The sequence below is a fragment of the Sphingomonas sp. BE123 genome, from assembly GCF_031456015.1.
Classification (GTDB): domain Bacteria; phylum Pseudomonadota; class Alphaproteobacteria; order Sphingomonadales; family Sphingomonadaceae; genus Sphingomonas.
The window spans coordinates 1,271,440-1,293,767 of record NZ_JAVDTW010000002.1; the positions used below are offsets into that span (position 1 = coordinate 1,271,440).

Annotated in this window: 22 protein-coding genes; 9 read left to right on the plus strand and 13 right to left on the minus strand. The window is 68.5% G+C overall.

Annotated features, from left to right (window positions below):
* Position 1 precedes the first annotated feature (1 nt).
* Positions 2-919, minus strand: a complete 918-nt coding sequence (gene ubiA, locus J2Y54_RS14285; protein ID WP_310040683.1) for a 4-hydroxybenzoate octaprenyltransferase — start codon at positions 917-919, stop codon at positions 2-4.
* A 188-nt stretch (positions 920-1,107) separates the two neighbouring features.
* Between ubiA and J2Y54_RS14290 the strand changes: the two genes are divergently transcribed.
* Both J2Y54_RS14290 and J2Y54_RS14295 read left to right on the plus strand, forming a co-directional pair.
* Complete coding sequence (locus J2Y54_RS14290) at positions 1,108-1,851, plus strand: 16S rRNA (uracil(1498)-N(3))-methyltransferase (RefSeq protein ID WP_310040684.1); 744 nt, start codon at positions 1,108-1,110, stop codon at positions 1,849-1,851.
* Between the two features lie 212 nt (positions 1,852-2,063).
* A complete protein-coding gene (locus J2Y54_RS14295; protein ID WP_310040686.1) occupies positions 2,064-3,437 on the plus strand; it encodes a glutamate--cysteine ligase in 1,374 nt (457 codons plus the stop codon).
* On the opposite strand, the gene J2Y54_RS14300 is transcribed toward J2Y54_RS14295, so the two are convergent.
* The 4 genes from J2Y54_RS14300 to secB all read right to left on the minus strand — a co-directional run bounded on the left by J2Y54_RS14300 (position 3,434) and on the right by secB (position 8,322).
* Positions 3,434-4,996 carry a hypothetical protein gene (locus J2Y54_RS14300; RefSeq protein WP_310040687.1) on the minus strand — a complete coding sequence of 521 codons (1,563 nt, stop codon included), beginning with the start codon at positions 4,994-4,996 and terminating at the stop codon, positions 3,434-3,436. The two genes, J2Y54_RS14295 and J2Y54_RS14300, sit on opposite strands and share 4 nt — an antisense overlap.
* A 48-nt stretch (positions 4,997-5,044) precedes the next feature.
* Complete coding sequence (gene trpS, locus J2Y54_RS14305) at positions 5,045-6,055, minus strand: tryptophan--tRNA ligase (protein WP_310040688.1); 1,011 nt, start codon at positions 6,053-6,055, stop codon at positions 5,045-5,047.
* A gap of 19 nt (positions 6,056-6,074) precedes the next feature.
* On the minus strand, positions 6,075-7,640 hold the full coding sequence (gene murJ, locus J2Y54_RS14310) for a murein biosynthesis integral membrane protein MurJ (RefSeq protein WP_310040690.1): 1,566 nt from the start codon (positions 7,638-7,640) through the stop codon (positions 6,075-6,077).
* A 169-nt stretch (positions 7,641-7,809) separates the two neighbouring features.
* The gene (gene secB, locus J2Y54_RS14315; protein WP_310040691.1) at positions 7,810-8,322 is read right to left on the minus strand and encodes a protein-export chaperone SecB; all 513 of its coding nucleotides are present in this window, start codon (positions 8,320-8,322) and stop codon (positions 7,810-7,812) included.
* Between the two features lie 176 nt (positions 8,323-8,498).
* On the opposite strand from secB, the gene J2Y54_RS14320 reads away from it, so the two are divergent.
* The 4 genes from J2Y54_RS14320 to J2Y54_RS14335 all read left to right on the plus strand — a co-directional run bounded on the left by J2Y54_RS14320 (position 8,499) and on the right by J2Y54_RS14335 (position 12,755).
* The gene (locus J2Y54_RS14320) at positions 8,499-9,143 is read left to right on the plus strand and encodes a Tim44/TimA family putative adaptor protein (protein WP_310040692.1); all 645 of its coding nucleotides are present in this window, start codon (positions 8,499-8,501) and stop codon (positions 9,141-9,143) included.
* A 30-nt stretch (positions 9,144-9,173) separates the two neighbouring features.
* Positions 9,174-10,424 (plus strand): murein transglycosylase A, encoded by a 1,251-nt coding sequence (locus J2Y54_RS14325; protein ID WP_405052921.1) that lies wholly within the window; start codon positions 9,174-9,176, stop codon positions 10,422-10,424.
* A 76-nt stretch (positions 10,425-10,500) separates the two neighbouring features.
* Positions 10,501-11,007, plus strand: a complete 507-nt coding sequence (locus J2Y54_RS14330) for a Smr/MutS family protein (protein WP_310041324.1) — start codon at positions 10,501-10,503, stop codon at positions 11,005-11,007.
* A 71-nt stretch (positions 11,008-11,078) separates the two neighbouring features.
* Positions 11,079-12,755 carry an EAL domain-containing protein gene (locus J2Y54_RS14335; RefSeq protein WP_310040695.1) on the plus strand — a complete coding sequence of 559 codons (1,677 nt, stop codon included), beginning with the start codon at positions 11,079-11,081 and terminating at the stop codon, positions 12,753-12,755.
* Positions 12,756-12,758: 3 nt separating this feature from the next.
* On the opposite strand, the gene dapE is transcribed toward J2Y54_RS14335, so the two are convergent.
* The gene (dapE, locus tag J2Y54_RS14340) at positions 12,759-13,880 is read right to left on the minus strand and encodes a succinyl-diaminopimelate desuccinylase (RefSeq protein ID WP_310040698.1); all 1,122 of its coding nucleotides are present in this window, start codon (positions 13,878-13,880) and stop codon (positions 12,759-12,761) included.
* Between the two features lie 25 nt (positions 13,881-13,905).
* On the opposite strand from dapE, the gene J2Y54_RS14345 reads away from it, so the two are divergent.
* The gene (locus J2Y54_RS14345) at positions 13,906-15,561 is read left to right on the plus strand and encodes a hypothetical protein (RefSeq protein WP_310040700.1); all 1,656 of its coding nucleotides are present in this window, start codon (positions 13,906-13,908) and stop codon (positions 15,559-15,561) included.
* Positions 15,562-15,565: 4 nt separating this feature from the next.
* Here J2Y54_RS14345 and J2Y54_RS14350 read toward each other — a convergent pair whose 3' ends face one another.
* Positions 15,566-16,231, minus strand: a complete 666-nt coding sequence (locus J2Y54_RS14350; RefSeq protein WP_310040701.1) for a glutathione S-transferase family protein — start codon at positions 16,229-16,231, stop codon at positions 15,566-15,568.
* A 79-nt stretch (positions 16,232-16,310) separates the two neighbouring features.
* Here J2Y54_RS14350 and J2Y54_RS14355 point away from each other — a divergent pair, with 79 nt between their 5' ends.
* Together J2Y54_RS14355 and J2Y54_RS14360 are read left to right on the plus strand one after the other, a co-directional pair.
* A complete protein-coding gene (locus J2Y54_RS14355) occupies positions 16,311-16,676 on the plus strand; it encodes a DUF393 domain-containing protein (protein WP_310040703.1) in 366 nt (121 codons plus the stop codon).
* 74 nt (positions 16,677-16,750) lie between these two features.
* Entirely contained in the window at positions 16,751-18,703 is a 1,953-nt protein-coding gene (locus J2Y54_RS14360) for a S9 family peptidase (protein WP_310040705.1), read from the plus strand.
* Between the two features lie 14 nt (positions 18,704-18,717).
* On the opposite strand, the gene yihA is transcribed toward J2Y54_RS14360, so the two are convergent.
* From yihA to J2Y54_RS14390, 6 genes are all read right to left on the minus strand, one after another.
* Entirely contained in the window at positions 18,718-19,359 is a 642-nt protein-coding gene (gene yihA / locus J2Y54_RS14365) for a ribosome biogenesis GTP-binding protein YihA/YsxC (RefSeq protein ID WP_310040707.1), read from the minus strand.
* Entirely contained in the window at positions 19,356-21,110 is a 1,755-nt protein-coding gene (yidC, locus tag J2Y54_RS14370) for a membrane protein insertase YidC (protein ID WP_310040708.1), read from the minus strand. Before yidC ends, yihA begins: the two co-directional genes overlap by 4 nt.
* 20 nt (positions 21,111-21,130) lie before the next feature.
* The gene (gene yidD, locus J2Y54_RS14375) at positions 21,131-21,343 is read right to left on the minus strand and encodes a membrane protein insertion efficiency factor YidD (protein WP_310040710.1); all 213 of its coding nucleotides are present in this window, start codon (positions 21,341-21,343) and stop codon (positions 21,131-21,133) included.
* A complete protein-coding gene (gene rnpA / locus J2Y54_RS14380; RefSeq protein ID WP_310040711.1) occupies positions 21,340-21,657 on the minus strand; it encodes a ribonuclease P protein component in 318 nt (105 codons plus the stop codon). The genes yidD and rnpA overlap by 4 nt, the downstream gene beginning before the upstream one ends.
* A gap of 92 nt (positions 21,658-21,749) precedes the next feature.
* On the minus strand, positions 21,750-21,884 hold the full coding sequence (gene rpmH, locus J2Y54_RS14385) for a 50S ribosomal protein L34 (RefSeq protein WP_224922788.1): 135 nt from the start codon (positions 21,882-21,884) through the stop codon (positions 21,750-21,752).
* Positions 21,885-21,971: 87 nt separating this feature from the next.
* Entirely contained in the window at positions 21,972-22,256 is a 285-nt protein-coding gene (locus J2Y54_RS14390) for a hypothetical protein (protein ID WP_310040713.1), read from the minus strand.
* Positions 22,257-22,328 lie beyond the last annotated feature (72 nt).

A 22,328-nucleotide genomic window follows, 5' to 3' on the forward strand; every position in this document is an offset into this window, starting at 1 on the left:
GTCAAAAGGCTGTCGTCCCCACGACGAAGCAGGCGGCGAACATCAACAGCCCGGCATTGCGGTTGGAGCGGAAGCGGTGGAGCGCGTTGGCGCCGTCGGCCGGGGCCAAAGTCGCGACCTGCCACACCAGATGCAGCGCCATCGGGGCGAGTGCGACGAGGACCAGCGGGTCGGGGCGGACCTGCCACAAGGCCGCGCTCCACAGGCCGAGGGCGAGGATGTAGAAGAGCGCGACCCCGGCCTTGACGCTGCTGCCGAGGCGGCGGGCGGAGGAGCGGACGCCGACCAGCGCATCGTCCTCGACGTCCTGCAGCGCGTAGATCGTATCGTAGCCGATCACCCAGAAGATGCATCCGGCATAGAGCAGCAGGCCGGGCAAGGGTAGTTCGCGCGCGACTGCCGCCCAGCCGACAAGCGCCGCCCAGGAGAAGACGAGGCCCAGCCAGGCCTGTGGCCACCAGGTGATCCGCTTCATGAACGGATAGGCGGCGACCAAAGCGAGGCTGGCGACGACGATCCCGGCGGCGAAGGGGTTGAGCTGGACCAGCACGACCAGCCCGATCAGGCACAGGACGCCGAGCCATAGCCATGCGGCCTTCAGGCTGACGGCGCCGCTGGCCAGCGGGCGGCTGCGGGTGCGGGCAACCTGACGGTCGAGGTCGCGGTCGACAATGTCGTTATAGACGCAGCCTGCGCCGCGCATCGCGATGCTGCCGAGCAGGAACCACAGGATCAGATCCCAGCGCTCGACCGCGCCGCCGGACAGCGCGATGGCCCAGGCGCCGGGCCAGAACAGCAGCCACCAGCCGATTGGCCGGTCAAACCGGGCGAGCAGCGCATAGGGCCGCGCGGCGGCTGGCAGCAGCGCCATCAGGCCGCGATGTTCTGTATCGGGGACGGTCTGCGCCGGATCAGTCATGGGCGAAGCTGACAGCAAAGCGGACAAAGCGGACAAAAAATGCGGGTTGTACGCGCGGTGTCCGGCGCGGTGTCAGGCTGGGGGCGGGGGCCGTTTCGGTCATGCCCTTTGCTGCCACAAGCGGCCGCTTGTAGGACAGCGAAAAGACGCCGGGTGACGAAGCATTTGGGGCGCGATATGGCTCGGCCATGATCGCTACCCCCGCCTGGCCGCCGCAATCGACCCCGCGCCTGTTCGTCGAACCCGCGCTGACGCAGGGCGAGCAGCGCCGCATCGACGGGCAGCAGGGCCATTACCTTGCCAGCGTGATGCGGTTGAAAGTCGGCGATCCGGTCAAATTGTTCGACGATGCGACCGGCGAATGGCTGGGCGTGGCGAGCGAGGTGCGCAAGCGCGACGTGGTGCTGGAGGTGCGCGAAAAGCTGCGCGAACGCGAGGCGGTGCCGGATCTGTGGCTATGCGCCGCGCCGATCAAGAAAGGGCGGATCGACTGGGTGGTCGAAAAGGCGTGCGAACTGGGCGTTGCGCGGGTCGCCCCGGTGCTGACGCGGCGCGCGGTGGTGGACAAGCTCAACCTCGACCGGCTGCGCGCGCATATGGTCGAGGCGGCGGAGCAATGCGGGCGCACCGCGCTGCCTGACCTGGTCGAGCCGGTGAAGCTGGCGGCGATGCTGCGCGACTGGCCTGAGGGGCGGACGCTGTTCTTCGCCGACGAGACCGGCGGCGTGCCCGCGCTGGAGGCGATGCAGGCGCATCCGGGCCCGGCGGCGATTCTGGTCGGGCCGGAGGGCGGCTTCGACGCCGAGGAGCGCGAGGCGATCCGCGCGGTGCCGGGGGCAGTGGGGATATCGCTCGGGCCGCGGATTTTGCGCGCGGAGACGGCGGCAGCGGCGGCGGTGAGTTTGTGGATGGGCGCGGTGGGGGATTGGTAGTCACAAAATCCTCCCCGGAACGGGGAGGGGGACCGCGCCCGCAGGGCGTGGTGGAGGGGGCACGAGGCAAAGGCTTCCGGTGCCTCGGGCCCCCTCCACCATGCTGCGCATGGTCCCCCTCCCCGTGCCGGGGAGGATTTTGAAAATCCCATCCCGATTTGGGTGTTTCATCCCCCCTTTCGCAGATCGTTTCGCGCGCCTAAATGCGCGCGATGAGCACAAAGACGGTTTCAAACAGCAACGCGCCTGTCATCGAGAGCCGTCAGATGCTCCTCGACTATTTCGCCGGGGGCGAGAAGCCGGCGGAGCGCTGGCGCATCGGCACCGAGCATGAGAAGTTCGTCTATGCGATCGGCGACAATCACGCGCCGTCCTATGACGAGCCGGGTGGCATCCGCGACCTGCTCGCCGAGCTGACCCAGTACGGCTGGAGCCCGGTCGAAGAGGGCGGCAAGGTGATCGCGCTGTCCGGTCCGGACGGGACGGTGAGCCTGGAGCCTGCCGGACAGCTCGAACTCTCCGGCGCGCCGCTGGAGAATCTGCACCAGACCTGCGCCGAGACCGGGCGGCATCTGCAGCAGGTGAAGGCGGTGGGCGAGAAGCTGGGGATCGGCTTCCTTGGCCTTGGCATGTGGCCGGACAAGACGCGCGCCGAGCTGCCGGTCATGCCCAAGGGCCGCTATGGCATCATGCTCAACCATATGCCGCGCGTCGGGTCGCTCGGCCTCGACATGATGCTGCGCACCTGCACGATCCAGGTGAACCTCGATTATTCGAGCGAGGCGGACATGGCGCAGAAATTCCGCGTCGGGCTGGCGCTGCAGCCGCTGGCGACCGCGCTGTTCGCCAATTCGCCGTTTACGGAAGGGCGGCCGAACGGGATGCTCTCGTATCGCTCGCACATCTGGTCCGACACCGATCCGCACCGCACCGGCATGCTGCCGTTCGTGTTCGAGGACGGGTTCGGCTATGAGCATTATGCCGACTATGCGCTCGATGTGCCGATGTACTTTGTCTATCGTGAGGGCCGGTACATCGACGCGGCGGGGCTGAGCTTCCGCGACTTCCTCAAGAGCGAGCTGTCGGTGCTGCCGGGCGAAAAGCCGACGCTCGACGATTGGGCGGACCATCTGTCGACCGCCTTCCCCGAAGTGCGGTTGAAGACCTTCCTCGAGATGCGCGGCGCCGATGGCGGGCCGTGGGGGCGGATCTGCGCGCTGCCGGCGCTCTGGGTCGGGCTGCTGTACGATCAGGGGGCGCTGGATGCGGCGTGGGATCTGGTCAAGGGTTGGGACATGGCCGGGCGGCAGACGCTGCGCGACAGCGTGCCCAAGCTTGGCCTCGACGCGCCGCTGCCGGGTGGCGGCACGCTGCGCGACATTGCCGGACAGGTGATCGACATTGCCGGGGCCGGGCTGACGGCGCGGGCGCGGCTCAATTCGGCGGGGGACAGCGAGAACGGCTTCCTCGACCCGCTGCGCGAGATCGTGCGCAGCGGCAAGGTTCCGGCCGAGCTGCTGCTCGAGCGATATCACGGCGACTGGCAGGGCGATGTCAGCCGGATCTACGCCGAGACGCGTTTCTAGGGCGTTTTTACCGCCAGCTGCCACGCCGCGCGGACCTGAAGCGCATAGACCCCGGCGAATTGCTTCAGCTCGCGCTGAGCGGCGGGACCGTAATCGGCAAAGGCGGCGGCGCGATCGAGGCCGGCCTGGCCCACTGCGCGGAATTGTGTGCGGGCGGTTGCCGGGTCGCCGCTCAGCAGCTTGAGCATCCCCCAGCTATATTCGGCCTGTAACCGGTCGACATGGGTCAGCGCCAGGCCCGCGCGGATAATGCCCAGGCTGCGTTCGATCGTGGCGATCGATTGCCGATCGCCCTGGCGCAGTTGCGCCATGCCGGTGAACAGCAGCACGCGGCCGTAGAGCGGATGCGTTTCGCCGACCGAGTCGCGCACCGCAAACTCGGCCGAGCGCAGCGCGGATACGGCTTCCTTGAGCTTGTCCTGCAGCAGCAGATTCTCACCATAGCGCAGCCATGCGGTGGCGGTTTCGGGATGTTGCATGAACAGCTTGCCCTGCAACGCCCAGGTGCCGGCACGGCGCAGCGGCTCGGCCTCGGCGTAGCGGCCCAGTGTCTCCAGCAGCGTGGCGATGGCGAGCTGGGCGCGCGCGGTGTCGACATGCTTCTCCCCAAGCGTGTCGGTGCGCAGCGCGAGCGCGGTGCGGGCGAGCGCCAGCCCGGCTTCGGGGAGAACGACCGCCGACAGGTCGAGATAGATCCGCGCGGCCTGGAGCGGATCGGCGCGGGCGGCGGCGAGACGGGTCAGAAGATTGCGGCCCAGCGCCTCGGCCTCCTGCCGCCGGTCGAGCCGGACGAGCAGGCGCAGATAGCGCATGTCCGCGTCGAACCGCGCGGTGGGGTCGGTCAGCCGCGCGCGCGTGTCGCGGTAGAGCGGCTCGGCCTCGCCGAAGCGACCGAGCTGCGCCAGTGAATCCGCGCGGATCAGCGCGAGCGAGAGCGTCAGCGGGTCGGTCGGGCCGAACGCCGTGCGCGCCGCGTCAAACGCTTCGCGTGCGGGAGCCTCGCCCTCATCGGGGGAAGGGGAGTCGGTGAAGACCGCCGCGCGCTTGCCCGTGGCGCGGAGCCGCTGTCGCAGATCGGCCTCACCCCGCCCGCGCTGTTCGAGGATTGCGGCAGTGCGCCCATAGGCGCCGGTCATCTCGCGATAGGGCTTCCCCGCGGCGAGCGACGCGTCGCCGATCAACTCGCTGGCCTGCGCCATTTCGATCCAGATGCGGCGCAGCACTTCTTCATCGCGGCGCGCTCCCGCTGCCTCTTCGGGCGTGACCGGGGGGCCGACGCGGCGATATTTCACCCGGCCGATCCGGTTGTCGACGATTTCGCTGGCCTCATCCAGCGCGGCATTTGCGGCCTGGGCGAGCTTCAGTGCGCGCTCCGGATCGCTGGCCAGCAGCGCGCGGGCGCGGGCGAGCTGCAGATCGACACAGCGGTCCACGGGATCGGGTCGGGCGAGGCATGCGTCGAGCGCGGCCTGTACCTTCGTAGCCGCTTTCGGAACCGGCGCGCGGTCCGCGGCGAGCGCCGGGATGGGCAGGAGCAGCAAGGGGATGAGCCATCGCATCCCCCGCAGCCTATCAGGCTATCGCGCGCAAACCAGCGACAAAGCCTGTCAGCCGATGCGCAGCCCCATCGCCTGCTGCACGTCGCGCAGCAGCGGCGCGGCGAGGGCGGCGGCGCGCTCAGCGCCCTTGCGCAGTTCGGCATCGACCGCGCCGCGGTCCGCGATCAGGCGGACCATCTCGTCGCGGATCGGGCCGAGCTTGGCGACGGCGAGGTCGGCCAGCGCGGGCTTGAAGCTGCCGAAACCCTGGCCGGCATACTCCGCCACCACATCCTCGGGCGTGCGGTCGGCGAGCGCGGCGAAGATGGTGACGAGGTTCCGGGCCTCGGGCCGGTCCTTGAGCGACTCCCAGCTCTCGCCCATCGGTTCCGGGTCGGTCTTCGCCTTGCGGAATTTCTGCGCGATCGCGTCATCATCGTCGACCAGGTTGATCCGCGCTGCTTCGGACGGGTTCGACTTGGACATTTTCTGAGTCGCATCGCGCAGCGACATGATGCGCGGCGCGGCCTTGCTGATCAGCGGTTCGGGTTCGAGCAGCAGGTCGGTCTTGTAATCGAGGTTGAACTTGGCGGCGATGTCGCGCGCCAGCTCAAGATGCTGTTTCTGATCCTCGCCCACCGGCACATGCGTCGCGCGGTAGAGCAGGACGTCGGCGGCCATCAGCACCGGATAGTCATAGAGACCGACGCTCGCGCCCTCGCGGTTCTTGCCCGCCTTGTCCTTGAACTGGGTCATGCGGTTGAGCCAGCCGACGCGCGCGACATTGTTGAGCAGCCAGGCAAGCTCGCTGTGCGCGGGGACGCGCGCCTGGTTGAACAGGATCGAGCGGCTGGGGTCGATGCCGCTGGCGATCATCGCCGCGCTCACCTCGAACGTGCTGTCGGTGATCGCGGCGGGCTCGCTCCATTCGGTCAGCGCGTGGAGGTCGGCGATGAAGTACATCGACTCGCCGCCCGCCGCCTCGACATCGGCCTGCATGCCGACCCATTGCTTGATCGCACCGAGATAGTTGCCGAGGTGGAGATTGCCGGTGGGCTTGATGCCGGAAACGACGCGCATGAGTTGGTTGTCCAGGTCTTCAGGTTGATTTGCGGCGCACCAGCGCCGTGATGTCGCTCGGGCGGAACGCGCCGGTCGCGAAACAGGCGGCGGCGTAGACGATGCAGCCGGCGCCGACCAGCACCATCATCGCCGCCGTGCGGATCGTCCAGGCGCCGCTGGTATAGGGCGTGAACAGATCGTTGAGGAAGAACATCACCGCGCCCATCGCCGTCGCCGCGCCGACCAGCCGCCAGACGCGACGGCGCAGCTGGGGGTCGGCGGTGAAATGGCCGCGCTTGACCAGCGTGCGGTAGAGCAGGGCGACATTGACCCAGGCCGCGATCGCGGTGGCGAGCGGCGGACCCATATGCTTGAGCGGGACGATCAGCGCGAGGTTGAGGACGAGATTGATCCCGATCGAAATCGTCGCATAGCGCACCGGGGTCTTGGTGTCGGACCGCGCGTAAAAGCCCGGGGTCAGCACCTTGACCAGGATGTAAGCGGGCAGGCCGACCGAGAAGGCGGCGAGCGCCTGTGCCGTCGCGCGGGTATCCTGCGGCGTGAAGGCGCCATGCTGGAACAGCGCCGCGACGATCGGCGCGCCGCAGACGACCAGCGCGATCGTGGCGGGGAGGGTGAGGAACAGCGCCAGTTCCGCACCGCGATTCTGCGTGTGCATCGCCGCGCCGTCATTGCCCGCGCCCAGCTGGCGCGCGATGGTGGGGAGCAGCACGGTGCCAAGCCCGATGCCGATCAGGCCGAGCGGCAGCTGGTTCAGCCGGTCGGCATAATAGATGTAGGACACCGACCCCTCGACCAGCAGGCTGGCGGCGAGCGCGGTCGAGATGACGAGATTGATCTGATAGGCACCCGCTCCGGCCGCAGCCGGACCGATCAGCTTGAGCAACTGCTTCACGTCCGGGGTGAGGCGCGGGAGGCGCAGCCTGAGCTTTACCCCGGCGGCGCGGCAGGCGAGGATCAGCCACAGCAGCTGGAGCACGCCCGAAACGGTCACCGCAATCGCCTGATTGCGCGCGGTCAGCAGCGTCGAGTCCGCGTGGAAGAACAGCAGGGCGACGATCAGCGTCGCGTTGAGCAGGATCGGCGCTGCGGCATTCACCCAAAATTTGTTGAGCGAATTGAGGATGCCGCCGAGCAGCGAGACGAGGCTGATCAGCAGCAGATAGGGAAAGGTGATCCGCGACAGTTCGACCGCATAGGCGAATTCGGCAGGACTGGCTTCGTTGAACCCGCCCGACAGCGCCCACACCACCGGATAGGCGGCGATTTCCATGACGGCGGTGATCAGGATCAGGATCGGCAGGAGGACCGACAGCGCCTGTTCGGCGAAGGACAGGGCCGATTTCGTGTCGCCGCCGGATTCGCCGACCTTCTTGCTGAACATCGGCACGAAGGCAGCGCTGAACGCGCCCTCGGCAAACAGCGCGCGGAACAGGTTGGGCAGGCGGAAGGCGATCAGGAAGGCGTCGGACGCGAAGCTGGCGCCGACATAGCGCGCGAACAGCGAATCGCGGACCAGCCCGAGCACCCGGCTGACGAGCGTCAACCCGCCGATCGACCCGAGTGCCTTGACGAGGTTCATGCGTGCCCGCCCTTATCTCAATCCTCCCCCGCCAGGGGGAGGTGGCGCCGAAGGCGACGGAGGGGGAGGACGGGAATGTCCGCTCGACCGTCGTGCTTCCGCCCCCTCCGTCAGCGCTGCGCGCTGCCACCTCCCCCTGGCGGGGGAGGATAGAAGGGGGCGTCGGCCTTTACGCCTGGCCGGCCTCGCCGCCCAGCATCGCCGGCGAATCCTGCTGCGCGCGCTGCTGTTCGTACAGGCCGTTGAAGTCGATCGGCTCGAGCATCAGCGGCGGGAAACCACCGTCGCGGACCGAATCGGCGAGCACGCGGCGCGCGAACGGGAAGAGCAGGCGCGGCGCTTCGCCGAGCAGGAAGGGCTGGAGATGTTCGGCCGGCACGTTGCGGATCGCGAACAGCCCGGCATAGGACAGGTCGACGATGAACGCGACCTGGTTCTCCATCGTCGCGCGCACGTCGATCTTCAGGATCACTTCATGAATGTCCTGCGCGACTTCGGAAGCGCCGATGTTGAACTGAACGTCGAACGCCGGCTGGCCCTGGACCTGGTAGATTGCGGGCGAGTTCGGATTCTCGAACGAGAAATCCTTCACATATTGCGAGATCACGCCGACCGACGGCGCGGTGTCGGCGCCGTTCGCCTGAGGTTCGCCCATCGGCGCTGCGTTGTCGGGCGTGTCCATGGTCGTCAAACTTCCTTTGCCTGTTCGGGATACTTGTCGCGGCGACCCGCGTTCGAATGACCGCCGCGCCTAGCAGGGGCGGTTGACCGTTTCAACGGGCCAGCATCCGGCGCAATGGCGGATTTGAAACCCGGCGGTTTCGCGCCTATGTTGCGCATGAGAAAGAAGGTGCCGACGTGTATCTAGTGATCCTGTTTGCCGCGATTGCGGCGTTTCTGGCCCTCCGGCTCTATTCGGTGCTGGGCAAGCGGACCGGGCATGAGCAACCCTTGCCGCGCCCGGCGGAAGAACGCGCCGGCGCGCCGCAGATGCCGCGCACGATCGACATGCCGGCCGAGGTGCGCGACACCGGTCCGCGCCCGCTGGAAAGCGGTGCCGAAACCGGTCTGCGCGCGCTGGTCGCCGCCGACCCGGCGTTCGATGTCGGGCAGTTCGTCGAGGGCGCGAAATCGGCGTACCGCATGATCCTGGAAGCGTTCTGGAAGGGCGACCGCGAAACGCTCGACTGGCTGGTCGATGCCGAAGTGCGCGACAGCTTCATCGCCGCGATCGACGCGCGCGAGGCGGCGGGCGAGACGCTCGACAACCGCCTGATCGGGATCGAGCGCGCGGTGATTTCGGACATCGCGCTTGATGGCAAGCTGGCGCGCATCACGGTGCGCTTCGACGCCGATATCGCCGCGGTGACGCGCGACAAGGACGGCAACGTCATCGCCGGATCGCTGAGCGATGCGGTGCAGACGCATGACGCCTGGACGTTCAGCCGCACCCTGGGTAGCGGCGATCCGAACTGGAAGCTGAGCGACACCGACGAGGTCTGAGCGACCGGTTGGGACGATGATGGAGGAATGATGCGCGCTTGGGGGGTAGCGGCATGCGCCGCACTGTTGGGCGCCTGTTCGTCCGGAGTGGTTCCGGCGGGACGGCCGGCAACCGGCGGCGCGACGCCGGTTCGCCCGGCGCCGCTGCCCGGTGGGGTGCGCCAGCCGGTTGCGGCAACGCCGCTGGCACCGGCACCCGCACCAGCCGTCGCGGCCGGGGTGACCACCGCCGCAGCCGCCGGGCTGGTCGCCGGGCCGGCCGTTCAGGACCTGCCGGTGACGATGGCGGCGGCAGCGCGCGCGCTGGGGGCGTTCAAGCTGAGCTGTGCCACGCTGCTGCGCCGCACGGACGCCACCGGCCTGACGCGCGGCGAGGACTGGCGCCCGGCCTGCACCGCCGCCGCAACGACGCAGGATCGCGACGCCAGCAGCTTTTTCGCGCGCTATTTCGAAACCGTGCAGGTCGCCGACGGCAAGGCCTTTGCCACCGGCTATTACGAGCCGGAAATTGCCGGATCGCGCACGCGCCGTCCCGGCTATGAAGTGCCGGTCTATGCCCGCCCGGCCGACCTGGTCGATGTCGACCTTGGCAGTTTTTCGGAGGCGCTGGCGGGCAAGTCGATCCGTGGGCGGGTCGAGGGGACGCGGCTGGTCCAGTATCATGACCGCACCGCGATCGAGCAGGGCGCGCTGGCCGGACGCGGGCTCGAGATCGCCTGGGCGGCGGATCCGGTCGAGCTGTTCTTCCTGCAGATCCAGGGGTCGGGGCGCCTGCGCCTGCCCGATGGCGGGGTGATGCGGATCGGTTATGCCAGCCAGAATGGGCGCGACTATACCGGGATCGGCAAGCTGATGCTGGATCGCGGGCTGCTCAAGCCCGGCCAGGCGTCGATGCAGGGGATCATGGCGTATCTGCGCGCGAACCCCGAACAGGGCACGGCGATCATGCGCGAGAACAAGAGCTATGTGTTCTTCCGCGAACTGACCGGCCCCGGGCCGCTGGGCGCGCTGGGCGTGCCGGTGACTGCGCTGGGCACGGTGGCGGCCGATCCGAAATTCGTGCCGCTGGGCGCGCCGGTGTTCCTGTCGATGGACCGGCAGGACGCCAATGGCCTGTGGGTGGCGCAGGATACCGGCGGCGCGATCAAGGGCGCCAACCGTTTCGACACCTTTTGGGGTGCGGGCGACGATGCGCGGGCAATTGCCGGTGGCATGGCCGCGCGCGGCACCGCCTGGCTGTTGCTGCCCAAGGGGACGCTTGCCCGCCTGACCGGGAACTGAGGTGACCCGCCCGCCGCGCGCCTTGTCGCCCGAAGAGCGGGCCTTGTGGCAGCGGGTGATTTCCAGCGTGACGCCGATGCCGCGGGCGGTGCCCGTGCCGCCGGCGCCGATGGTGCCGTTCGTGGCGCCGGCCCCCGTCGCCGAGCCGGTCGCGGCGAGGAAGGTGAAGGGGCGGGTGCCGCCGCTGCGCCAGCCCGCGCCGCCACCGCCCAAGCCGCCGCGCGATACGCTGGATGGCAGCTGGGAGCGGCGGCTGGCGCGTGGGCTGGTCGCGCCGGAAAGCGCGATCGACCTGCACGGCCATACGCTCGCCAGCGCGCATGCGATGCTCGACCAGGGGCTGGACCGTGCGATTGCGCGCGGCGATCGCGTGCTGCTGCTGATCACCGGCAAGCCGCCGCGTCCCGAGTCCGAACGACCGCATGCGCGCGGGGCGATCCGCGCGGCGGTGGGCGACTGGCTGGCCGCGTCGCGCCATGCCGATGCGATCGCGGCGGTGCGTGGCGCACACCCGCGCCATGGCGGTCATGGCGCGCTCTATATCATCCTGCGCCGCCCGCGGTCGCCAGCGCGAAAATTTTAACTCTTTCGCGCGATACCCGGTAACGAACCGCCGGAATGGGTCCGGCGTGCGTGGGGGATCGCGCGACTGCGATGGACGGATTTTCGCTGAAAAGCCGCGCAATCGCATTTGCGTTTTGTGCCGGTGCGCTGGTGTTCATCCTCGCGCTCGCCGCAACCGCGCGCGACGCGCTGGATGCCGCGAGCACCGGGCGCGCGCTGATCGCGGCGATCATCTGTGCCGTGATGTGCTGGGCCTATGCCGAGCGCACCATCGCCTCGACCGCCGAGGCGATCGACGCGGCGATCGAGCGGCTGAGCCGCGCCGCCAATGGCGATCTGCAGAGCGAGATTCCGGCCGAGGTCGAGCAGTGCGTGCCGCCGCTGGCGCGGGCGATGGACGGGCTGTTCAGCCAGATGCACAGCAATCTCGACAGCGTGCAGCGGCTGGCGCTGTTCGACCCCGTCACCGGCCTGCCCAACCGCATCCATTTCCGGCGCAGCTGCGAGCGGATGCTGGGCGAGCTGCCGCACGATGCGATGGCGGCGCTGTTTTTCATCGACCTCGACCGGTTCAAGGCGGTCAACGACACGCTGGGCCATGCCGTGGGCGACCAGCTGCTGGCGATGGTATCGAACCGGCTGCGCGCGGTGGCCGACCGGTTCGCGATCGAGGGCGATGCCCGCCAGCCGCTGATCGGGCGCCTGTCGGGCGACGAATTCACCATCTTTTTCCCCGAACTGGGGCATGTTCGCGACGCCGACCGGGTCGGGCGCGGCATCCTGTTCGCGCTGTCCGAGCCGTTCGACCTGGCCGATCAGGAAGTGTCGATCGGCGCCTCGGTCGGCATCGCGCTGCGCCCCAATCACGGCAGTTCGCTGACCGACCTGATGCGCGCGGCCGATACGGCGATGTACCATGCCAAGGCCAAGGGCCGCGGCCGCGCCGAGCATTTCACCGACCAGCTGGCGGCAGATATCGCCGAGCGCGCGCTGCTCGAAAGCGACCTGCGCCTCGCGGTGGAACGCAACCAGTTCGCGCTGGTCTATCAGCCGCAGGTGAGCGCGCGCGACGGCCGCATCGTCGCGGCCGAGGCGCTGTTGCGCTGGGAACATCCCACGCGCGGGCTGTGCCTGCCCGGATCGTTCATCGCGCGGGCCGAGGAAACCGGCCTGATCGTCGAGATCGGCGAATGGGTGATCGAGCATGTCGCGCAGACCATTGCCCGCTGGGGCGAGATCGGGGTCGAACAGCGGCTGGCGGTGAACATCAGTCCGCGCCAGCTCGACCATGCCGCCTTTTTCCGGCGGCTGCGCGAGGCGATGCAGGCCGCCGGTGCGCCGGCGCGGCTGCTCGAACTGGAGATTACCGAGACGCTGGCGATGCATTGCTCGCGCGAGGTGATCGACGCCATTGCCGCGCTGCGCAGCGACGGGGCGACGGTGGCGGTCGACGATTTCGGCACCGGCTATTCCAACCTGGCGCGGCTGCGCGACCTGCCGCTGGACCGGGTCAAGCTCGACCGCAGCCTGGTCGAGAATATCGCGACAAGCAGCGAGGCACGGGCCATCGCGCATGCGGTGATCGGCCTGATCCACGGCATCGGTTGCGAAGTGGTGGCAGAGGGGATCGAGACCGAGGCGCAGCTCGACGTGCTGCGCGTCATCGGTTGCGACATTCTGCAGGGCTATGCGATCGCGCGCCCGATGCCCGAGTCGGCGTTCCTCGACTGGGCGCGGGCAGTGCCGCAGGCGGCGCGGCGCGCCTGAACGTCAGGCAAAGGCGCGCGCGAGCACCCCGGCATAGATGCGCGTGAGCGCGTGGAGGTCGTCCAGCGCCACCGCTTCATCCAGCTTGTGCATGGTCGCGTTGAGCAGGCCGAATTCGACCACCGGGCAGATGCGCGACAGGAAGCGCGCGTCGGACGTGCCGCCGCTGGTCGACAGCTCGGCTTCGACCCCGGTTTCGGCGCGGATCGCGTCGGCAACCAGCGTGGACAGTGCGCCCGGCTGGGTCAGGAACGCCTCGCCATAGACGCGGCCGCGCACGATGCCGGCAGGGGCATGGGCGTGGACGATATCCTGCACCCGCGCGATCAGGTCAGGGCCGCGATGGCGGTCGTTGAAGCGGATCGAGATGCGCGCCCGCGCGCGACCGGGAATAACGTTGGTCGCGGGATTGCCCACTTCCAGGTCGATCACTTCGATGTTCGACGGCTGGAACCAGTCGGTCCCGGTGTCGAGCACGATGGCGTCGATCTCCGCCAGCGCGCGGACGAGGCGCGGGACCGGATTGTCGGCGAGATGCGGATAGGCGACATGGCCCTGCCGCCCTGGCACCTCGATATCGATCACCGTGGACCCGCGCCGCCCGATCTTGATCGTGTCGCCCAGCCGCTGCGTGCTGGTCGGTTCACCCACCAGGCACAGATCGGGGGTCAGGCCGCGCGCGGCCATGCGGTCCATGATCGCGAGCGTGCCATAGGTCGCCGGGCCTTCTTCATCGCCGGTGATGATCAGGCTGACCGTGCCGGTCGCGGGCAGGGGGGCGAGCGCCGCGACGAACGCCGCGATCGCGCCCTTCATGTCGACCGCGCCGCGCCCGTACAGCAGGTCGCCGCGGATTTCCGGCGCGAATGCACCCGATGCCCAGCCTTCGCCCGGCGGCACCACGTCGAGATGCCCGGCAAAGGCGAAATGTGGCCCCGGCCCGGCGGTGCGCACCGCGAGCATATTTTCGACCGGGCCGTCGGGGGCCTCCCCCGTGACGAACCGCTCGACATCGAAACCGAGCGGGATCAGCGCCGCTTCGAGCACGTCGAACACCGTCCCGCGCGCCGGGGTGATGCTGGGCGCGGCAATCAGCGCCTTGGTGAGGTCGACGACGTCGGGCATACAGGCTCCTTCTATGGAGGCTCCTTTGCCCAAGCGTGACCGCGACACAATCCCGCACGCCGCGCCGCCACGGAGAAGGCGGCGCTGGCTGGCGCTGCTGTGCGGCATGCTGATCGCCAGCCCGGCAGCGGCACAGGTCGAGTTTCGGGCGATGACGCCGGGCGTCGAGGCCGCTGCGCGGACCGCCAGCGATGCGCGGATGGAACAGATTGTGCGGCGCGAACATGCCGCGTGCGTGACCGGCGCGCGTGCGCGGGGCGACGCCAAGGCATTCGAATGCAACGGCGTGCTCGTCTTTGCCTTTGACGAAGCGCGGCGGCGCGGGTTGCGCGCGCTGTCCGACTGGGCGGTGCAGGGGGTGCTGGCGTCGGTCTATGATCCGATCGATGCGCCGACCGCGCTGGCCCGGCTACGCGCCGCGGCGGGGATCCTGTCGAGCGCCGATTATCCGACATCATTGCCGTTTCACGCGGCCTATGTCGCCGACACGCTTGCCGACCCGGCGGCAGGCGCCGCCGCGCTCGCGGATCTGGTCGCGCAGGCCGAGCGCTATGAACAGCTTGGCTATCCCGCGAGCATCCTGATCCATGCCGAGGGCGCGGCGACGCTGGCGCGGCGGATCGAGGGTGCCGATTCGGCGCTGGGATGGCGGATGCAGGCGCAGGCGTTGCGCGCCGCGGCGCTGCTGGGCCGCGCGTCGGCGCTGCAGCGCTGTAGCGTCGATCCCGCCGGCCCCGGCGCGGATCCGGCGACACGGCTGCATCTGCAGGTCAGCTGCGCGATCGCGACCGAGCAGGCCGGCCGCTGGCGGGAAGCGGAGGCGCGGCTGCGCGCCTTGCTCGCCGACGCGCAGGCACAGCCCGCGCCGGAGGTGCGCGCCGATGTGCTGGTCGCGCTGGGCCGCAATCTGATCCGCCAGGAGCTGTACGACGCGGCGGTGCCGTTCCTGACCAGCGCGCGCGACCTGCTCGCCCCGCTGGTGACGGCCGAGGATGAGCGGTTGCTGCGTGCGCCCGCCATCCGGGCGGCGCGGGCGCAGGGCGCGCTCAACATCGCCACCGGGTTTCGCGACGGCAAGCCGTCGGGCGTGCATCGCGCGCTGACCGGCATCGATGCGCTCGAGGCGACGATTGCTGCCGCAGACACCTGGGCGCTGGCGGCCGAGCGGCTGCAGCGCGACATCGATCGCGGCGCGCTGCAATGGGAAGGCGGGGTGTGGCGCCAGCTGCTGACGGCCTATCGCGAGGCGCATGAGGAAGCGGGCCGGCTGATCGGCAAGGACGCGCCGATGGTCGCGATGCTCCGCGCCAAGGATGCGCAGGGGCAGGAGCAATATCTGACCGAGGGTTTCCGGCGGCCGCTGGCGCGCGATTATATCGAGGAGGACCTGATCCGGTTGATGCAACAGGCCGTGGCCGGGCTCGTCACGCTGCCGCAGGGGGACCGCCACCGGGTCGAAGGGCTGGCGGTGGCCGCCGGCTTTCTGGCGCGCAACGACCGCGACGTGCCCAGGGCGCGCAGCCTGTGCCGGTCGGCGATGGCGGGCGCGATCGAACGGCTTGAGGCGCATGCCGAATTCGATACGGCAGCCCAGGCCCAGCTGCGCCGGCGGGCGCCGCTGTTCGCGCAATGCGTCGGGATCGCGTGGCAGGCGGGCGCGGCGCCGGGCACCGCGCGCTGACCGGTCAGGCGGGCGCCTGCTCGAACTGTTCGATCACCCAATCCTCTTCCTGCGCGCCGGCGATCCAGTCCTGCATGAAGGGATGCTGCAGCACCGCGTTCATATAGGCGGGGGCGAAGCGCGCGACGGGAAGGGAATAGGTGACGAAGCGCGTCACGACCGGCGCGAACATCACGTCGACCGCGCCGAACTGGCCGAACAGGAATTCCCCGTCGCCGCCATAACGCGCGCGGGCCTGCGCCCACAGCTCCATGATCCGCTGGATGTCGTGCATCACATCGTCGTCGGGCGTCCGGGGCGGATAGACCTGGCGGATGTTCATGCTGTGCTTGCGGCGCAGCGCGGCATAGCCCGAATGCATTTCGGCCGCCATCGAGCGCGCCATCGCGCGCGCCGCGGGATCGGTCGGCCAGAATTTGTCGCCGCCCGATTTTTCATTGAGATATTCGACGATGGCAAGGCTGTCCCACACCACCGCGTCGCCATCCCACAGGATCGGCACCTTGCCCGACGACGGCGCGAACTCGTCGCCCTCGCGCCGCTTGTCCCAGTCCTGATCGTAGAGCGGGACCACCACTTCCTCGAACGGCAGGCCGGAGAGCTTGCACGCGAGCCAGCCGCGCAGCGACCAGGAGGAATAGGCCTTGTTGCCGATGAAAAGCTTGAGCATCGCGTGGGGATAGCGGCGCGCGGGGGGTGGAGCAACCGGTCCGCTGTTACCGGTGCGACGGCGCTGCTAAACCCGCATGATGCGCAACCTGACCATCTGGTACGACGACCAATGCCCGCTGTGCGTGCGCGAGATCGCGCTGATGCGTCGGCTCGACCGGCGCGGACGGATCGATTTCGTCCCGATCGCGGGGCTGGGCGACGGCGCGTGCCCGGTCAATCGGGCCGAACTGCTCGCGCGGTTTCATGCGCGTGAGGACGGGCAATTGCTGTCCGGGGCGGCTGCCTTTGCCGCGATGTGGCGCGCCATCCCGCTGCTGCGCCCGCTGGGGCTTGCCGCGCGCAATCCGCTGGTGCTGGCGCTGCTCGAACGCGGCTATCGCGCCTTTCTGCGCGTGCGGCCCCGGTTGCAGCGCTGGGCGGGGCGGCGCGGTCCGCAGCGCTGAGCCGTATTTCGCTTGCGCCGGCGTCGGCAACGCGACAGGTTGACCGCTGGGGCGTTCGCGCAATGGGGGGTAAAATGCCGCGCAAGTTCATCATGATAGCCGCTGGTCTTGCGACAATCGGCGCCGCGCCGCCACAGCAGGGAGCGGCCCCCGCGCCCGCCCGTCCAGCCGCTGCCGCAACTCCCGCGCCGCTTGCGGTCGAAGCCTTTGCCGACATGCCGCAGATGGAGGGGCCTGCCCTCTCGCCCGATGGCACGCGGATCGCGGCAAAGATCGCGATTCGCGGGACGCAATATTTCTCGATCTCGACCATCGGTGCGGCCGGGGCGCCGCAATTGCTGGGCGCGGGCAAGGCCGACGTCAACTGGTGGCGCTGGGTCAACAAGGACTGGGTCGTGATCGGGATCGGCCAGACCGTGCCGGTCGACGGCGACGAATGGTATGCGACGCGCGCGATCGGCTATCATGTGCCGACCGGCAAGGTGATCCAGCTCGCCCCGCGCGACGCCGGCCAGACCGGCGATGACGTGATCTGGACCGCGCGCGACGGCAGCGCGCGGGTGATGCTCGCCTTCCAGACCTCGATCTTCACCGACACCGCCGGCTTCTGGCCCAAGGTCGAGGAAATCAACCTCGACACCGGCAAGCGGCGCACCATCCTGGCCGGCCTGACCGGGGTGATGGACTGGTACGCCGACAGCGCGGGCGTGGTGCGGATGGGCATCGGCTTCAGCGAGGACGGCCGGTCGCGCCGGATTCATTATCGCGACACCAACGAGCAGTTGTTCCGCACGATCGACCGCACGCGCAAGGGCGACGACCGGCTGACCGTCCCGGCGCTGTTTCTGGAGGACAAGAGCCGCGCGCTGGTGATCGACGACGACGCGGACGGATTTTCGGCGCTGTACGAGCTGGACCTGCGCACGCTGGAACGCGGCAAGCAGCTGTTCGCCAGCAAGGGCTATGACATTGCCGGGCTGATCCCCGATGCGGGCGGGTCGAAACTGCTGGGCGTGGCGGTCGAGGAAAATGCCGCCGCCGTGCGCTGGGTCGACCCCGACATGCAGGCGATGCAGGCGACCGTGTCGGGACTGGTCAAGGGCGCGCAGGTCCAGATCGTGTCGACCAGCAGCGATCGCAGCCGCGCGATCATCGCGGTCGGCGGGGCCGACGCGCCGGGCGGCTATTTCCTGTTCGAGCGCGCCAGCACGACGGTGATGCCGCTCGCCTATACCAACCCGAGCATCAAGCTGAAGCGGATGCACCCGGTCCGCACCATCCGCTACAAGGCGCGCGACGGGGTCGAGATTGCGGCGGTGCTGACCACGCCGCGCGGGCGCACCGGCAAGCTGCCGCTGATCGTCATGCCGCATGGCGGCCCGCGGGCGCGCGACAGCGAAACCTGGGACTGGTGGCCGCAATTCCTGGCCGATCGCGGCTATCTGGTGGTCCAGCCCAATTATCGCGGCTCCACCGGCTATGGGACGCGGTTCATGGAGCTGGGCGAGGGGCAGTGGGGCCTGTCGATGCAGGACGATCTGGACGATTCGGTCCGGGCGCTGGCCGATCTGGGCCTGGCCGATCCGGCGCGGGTGTGCATGGTCGGCGCTTCCTATGGCGGCTATGCGGCGCTGCGGGCGGCGCAGCGCGACAGCGACAAATATCGCTGCGCCATTTCCTATGCCGGTGTTTCCGACCTCAACCGCATGCTGCGGCACCAGCGCAACTTCCTCTACGCCGGCGCGCGCAGCGACTGGCTGCGGCGGCAGGCGAGCGATCTCAAATCGGTGTCCCCGGTCAATTACCCGGAGGCGGTGAAGATCCCGGTGCTGCTGATGCACGGCGAGGAAGACCGGGTGGTACCGATCATCCAGTCACGTGCGATTGCGCAGAAGCTGAAAAGCGCGGGGAAGGACGTGACCTATATCGTCCAGCCGCTGGCCGACCACCATTTCTCGCGCCAGGAGGACCGGCTGGAGTTCCTCAAAGCGATGGAAGCGTTCCTGGCCAAGCATAACCCGGCCTGAGCCGGGCGAGGCGGTCAGATGCTGACCGCCTCGATCACCGCGGCGCGCAGCTCGGCGATGCCGTCATTCTTTTCGCTCGACGTGGCGAGGATGTCGGGGTGCGCGGCCGGGCGCTTGCGCGCTTCGTCGATCGTGCGCTGCGTCACTTCGGCAAGTTCCGCCGGCTTGATCTTGTCGCCCTTGGTCAGGACGATGCGATAGCTGACCGCCGCCGCGTCGAGCATGTCGAGGATCTCGCGATCGACATCCTTGATGCCGTGGCGGCTGTCGATCAGCACCAGCACGCGCTTGAGCACGTCGCGGCCGCGCAGATAGTCGTTCACCAGGAACCGCCACTTGCGGACAATGTCCTTGGGCGCCTTGGCAAAGCCGTAGCCGGGCATGTCGACCAGCCGGAACTTCACCGGATCGCCGACGTCGAAGAAATTGAGCTCCTGCGTCCGCCCCGGCGTATTCGACGTGCGCGCCAGGCCGTTGCGGTTGGTGAGCGCGTTGAGCAGCGAGGATTTGCCGACATTCGACCGGCCGGCAAACGCCACTTCCGGCACGACCGCGTCGGGCAGGAAGTTGAGCGCAGGCGCGGATTTGAGGAACGCGACGGGCCCTGCAAAGGTCTTGCGCGCGCTCTCGATCAGCTCGGGGTCGAATTCGGTCACTTCTTCCCCTTGCCGGGCTTGGCATCGATCACCGCGGCCGATGCCGGCACCGGCTCCTTGAGCGCCGGGTGGCGCATGTACAGGAACTTCTGCTGCGCGATGGTGAGCAGGTTCGAGGTGATCCAGTAGAGCTGGAGCCCCGCCGCGAACGGCGCCATCACGAACATCAGCACCCATGGCATGATCGCGAACATCTGCTTCTGCACTTCGTCGGTCGGGGCCGGGTTCAGCTTGAACTGCGCCCACATCGACACGCCGAGCAGGACCGGGAACACGCCCAGCGCCAGGAACATCGGCAGCTGGATGCCGGTCAGATAATGGATCAGGTTGACGAGGTTCGCCGGGTCGGGCGCCGACAGATCCTTGATCCACGCCACCAGCGGCTGATGGCGCATCTCGATCGACAGCATCAGCACCTTGTACAGTGCGTAGAGGATCGGAATCTGCAGCAGAGTCGGCAGGCAGCCCGCGAGCGGGTTCACCTTCTCGTCCTTGTACAGCTTCATGATCTCCTGCTGCTGGCGCGGTTTGTCGTCCTTGTAGCGTTCCTGCAGCGCCTTCATCTTGGGCTGGAGCGCGCGCATCGCGGCCATCGACGCGAACTGCTTCTGCGCGATCGGGAACAGCAGCAGGCGGACGGTGACGGTCAGCAGGATGATCGCGACACCGAAATTGCCGACCATGCGGAACAGCCAGTGGAGATAATGGAAGATCGGCTTTTCGAAGATTTCGAACCAGCCCCAGTCGATCGCCTTGCCGAACTGGCGGATGCCGCCTTCTTCCTCATAGCTGTCGAGCAGGTTGACGTCCTTGGCCCCCGCGAAGAAGCGCGTCGTCTGAGTCATCACCTGACCCGGCGCGATCTGGCGCGCGGTGGTCGGTTCGAACTGCGCCTGGGTCGCGCCATTGGCGGCGGGACGGAAGCTGAGGCCCACCGGCATGCCCTGATCGGGAACCAGCGCGGTCAGCCAGTAGATGTCGGTATAGCCGATCCAGCCGCCCTTCGAATCGAAGCGCTTCGTGCCTTCTTCGGTCACCGTGTCGTAGTTCACGCCATAATCCACGGCGCCGCCATAGGATGCGACCGGACCGGCATGGATCGTCCAGGTGTCGACATCCTTGCCCGCGCCATAGCGGTAGAGATAGCCATAGCCGGCCGCCGCCACCGGCTTTTGCCCCAGGTTCGCGACCTGCTGGCGGACGGTGAACATATAGCCGTCATCGACCGACAGCTCGATCGCGAAACGCTGCGTGCCATTGCTGGCAGTCAGCGTGACCGGCGTGGTCGGGGTCAGCTTCGACCCGCTGGCTTTCCACACCGTGTCGGGGCCGGGGGCGTTGAGGCCCTGACCCGACCAGCCGAAGCCGGCGAAATAGGCGTCGCGCGTGCCGCTGGGCGAGAGCAGGCGGATCGGCGCGCTGTCCTTGGCGATCGTTTCCTTGTGCTTGACCAGCACCAGATCATCGATGCGCGCGCCCTTGAGGTTGAGCGAGCCGCGCACCGTCGGCGTTTCGATCGCGATGCGCGGGGTTTCGCGCAGCACCGTGTTGCGGTCGCGGATCGCCTGCGGCGTGTCGGCGGTCGGATCGGCGCCGGGATTGGGCACGACCTTGGGCGCGCCGTCCGCTGCCTTGGTCACCGTGGGGGCGGGGGGCGTGGGGAACAGCCAGCCGGTCACCGCCGGCCACGCGAACAAGAGCAGCCCCGCGATCACCGCGAACAGCAGGAAATTCTTCTGGTCTTCTTTCACGTCATTCCCCGGTCAGGACATCAGGGCACGGGATCATAGCCGTGCCCACCCCATGGATGGCAGCGAAGGATGCGCCGCAGCGCCAGCCATCCGCCCTTGAGCGCCCCATAGCGGGAGAGCGCCTCGATTGCATAGGCCGAACAGCTTGGCGCGAAGCGGCAGCTGGGCGGCAGGATGCGCGACGGGCCGATCTGCCAGGCGCGCGCGATCAGGATGAGGATGCGGGCGATCACCGCTGTACCTTTGCCAGTGCCTTGGCCAGTTCGGCCTTGAGTGCGGCATAGTCCCGCTCGATCCCGCTGGCGCGGCCGATCAGGACATGGTCGGCGCCGGGCACGCCGGCGACCGGCAGCACGTCGCGCACCAGCGCGCGAAAGCGGCGCTTCATGCGGTTGCGGATGACCGCGTTGCCGACCTTCTTGGACACGGTGATGCCGATTCGCATCGTCGCGTCGGCATCGTCGCGCCGACGCACGATCAGCACGAAGCCGGGCATCGGCGCGCGCTTGCCGGCGTTGGCGGCAAGATAGTCCTTGCGCTGGGTCATCCGCGCCAGCGGCGGGACGGGCGAACAAGAACAGCCCGCTTCCCCGGTCGAGGAAACGGGCTGGTGTGGCGCCAGCGATGCTGGCGTCAGGCTTATGCGCTCAGCTTGTTGCGGCCGCGGGCGCGCCGGGCACGAATGACCTTGCGGCCGCCCGGGGTCGCCATGCGCGACCGGAAGCCGTGCCGGCGCGCCCGCACCAGGTTGCTCGGCTGAAAGGTCCGCTTCATCGCTCATTCCCTGAATTCTAGAAACTGAAAAGGCCGCCGCGGGGGCGACCGTGTGAACGGGGCCGTTAGCCAAAGCCGACGCCCAAGTCAATTCGCGGCGAGCCTTTTTGCCCGGGAACGCCGGCGTTTGGCGCTTCCGCGCACCAAAATCCGGTCGATAAAGGCGCCAACGCGCGGCCAGCGCGCCTTGAGCCGCACGAATCGGTGCCGCGCCCAGCGCGAATTGCGCAGGATGAGAATCAGTCCGAACGCGGCGACGACCGTTCCGGCCGGTCCCGGAAACGGCGACACCAGCGGTGCGACGACCAGAAACAGGATCCATCCGGTCACCAGCAGGACGATTCGAACGACGGGATGCGGAGCGCGGCGCATCGTTTCGAGATGGGGTGGTGTATTGCCGATGCAAGGCGCAGGCGCGATGAACCGTTTCCCTCCAGCGAAAAG

What these genes read in the sequence shown, in the direction of transcription:
- dapE (WP_310040698.1), bottom strand. Translation starts at nt 13,880, where the DNA reads ATGCCCGACGTCGTCGACCTCACCAAGGCGCTGATTGCCGCGCCCAGC.
- ubiA (WP_310040683.1), bottom strand. Translation starts at nt 919, where the DNA reads ATGACTGATCCGGCGCAGACCGTCCCCGATACAGAACATCGCGGCCTG.
- J2Y54_RS14335 (WP_310040695.1), top strand. Translation starts at nt 11,079, where the DNA reads ATGGACGGATTTTCGCTGAAAAGCCGCGCAATCGCATTTGCGTTTTGT.
- rnpA (WP_310040711.1), bottom strand. Translation starts at nt 21,657, where the DNA reads ATGACCCAGCGCAAGGACTATCTTGCCGCCAACGCCGGCAAGCGCGCG.
- J2Y54_RS14355 (WP_310040703.1), top strand. Translation starts at nt 16,311, where the DNA reads ATGCGCAACCTGACCATCTGGTACGACGACCAATGCCCGCTGTGCGTG.
- rpmH (WP_224922788.1), bottom strand. Translation starts at nt 21,884, where the DNA reads ATGAAGCGGACCTTTCAGCCGAGCAACCTGGTGCGGGCGCGCCGGCAC.
- J2Y54_RS14390 (WP_310040713.1), bottom strand. Translation starts at nt 22,256, where the DNA reads ATGCGCCGCGCTCCGCATCCCGTCGTTCGAATCGTCCTGCTGGTGACC.
- J2Y54_RS14350 (WP_310040701.1), bottom strand. Translation starts at nt 16,231, where the DNA reads ATGCTCAAGCTTTTCATCGGCAACAAGGCCTATTCCTCCTGGTCGCTG.
- J2Y54_RS14325 (WP_405052921.1), top strand. Translation starts at nt 9,174, where the DNA reads ATGCGCGCTTGGGGGGTAGCGGCATGCGCCGCACTGTTGGGCGCCTGT.
- secB (WP_310040691.1), bottom strand. Translation starts at nt 8,322, where the DNA reads ATGGACACGCCCGACAACGCAGCGCCGATGGGCGAACCTCAGGCGAAC.
- murJ (WP_310040690.1), bottom strand. Translation starts at nt 7,640, where the DNA reads ATGAACCTCGTCAAGGCACTCGGGTCGATCGGCGGGTTGACGCTCGTC.
- J2Y54_RS14290 (WP_310040684.1), top strand. Translation starts at nt 1,108, where the DNA reads ATGATCGCTACCCCCGCCTGGCCGCCGCAATCGACCCCGCGCCTGTTC.
- J2Y54_RS14360 (WP_310040705.1), top strand. Translation starts at nt 16,751, where the DNA reads ATGCCGCGCAAGTTCATCATGATAGCCGCTGGTCTTGCGACAATCGGC.
- trpS (WP_310040688.1), bottom strand. Translation starts at nt 6,055, where the DNA reads ATGCGCGTCGTTTCCGGCATCAAGCCCACCGGCAATCTCCACCTCGGC.
- J2Y54_RS14300 (WP_310040687.1), bottom strand. Translation starts at nt 4,996, where the DNA reads ATGCGATGGCTCATCCCCTTGCTGCTCCTGCCCATCCCGGCGCTCGCC.
- J2Y54_RS14330 (WP_310041324.1), top strand. Translation starts at nt 10,501, where the DNA reads ATGCCGCGGGCGGTGCCCGTGCCGCCGGCGCCGATGGTGCCGTTCGTG.
- J2Y54_RS14295 (WP_310040686.1), top strand. Translation starts at nt 2,064, where the DNA reads ATGAGCACAAAGACGGTTTCAAACAGCAACGCGCCTGTCATCGAGAGC.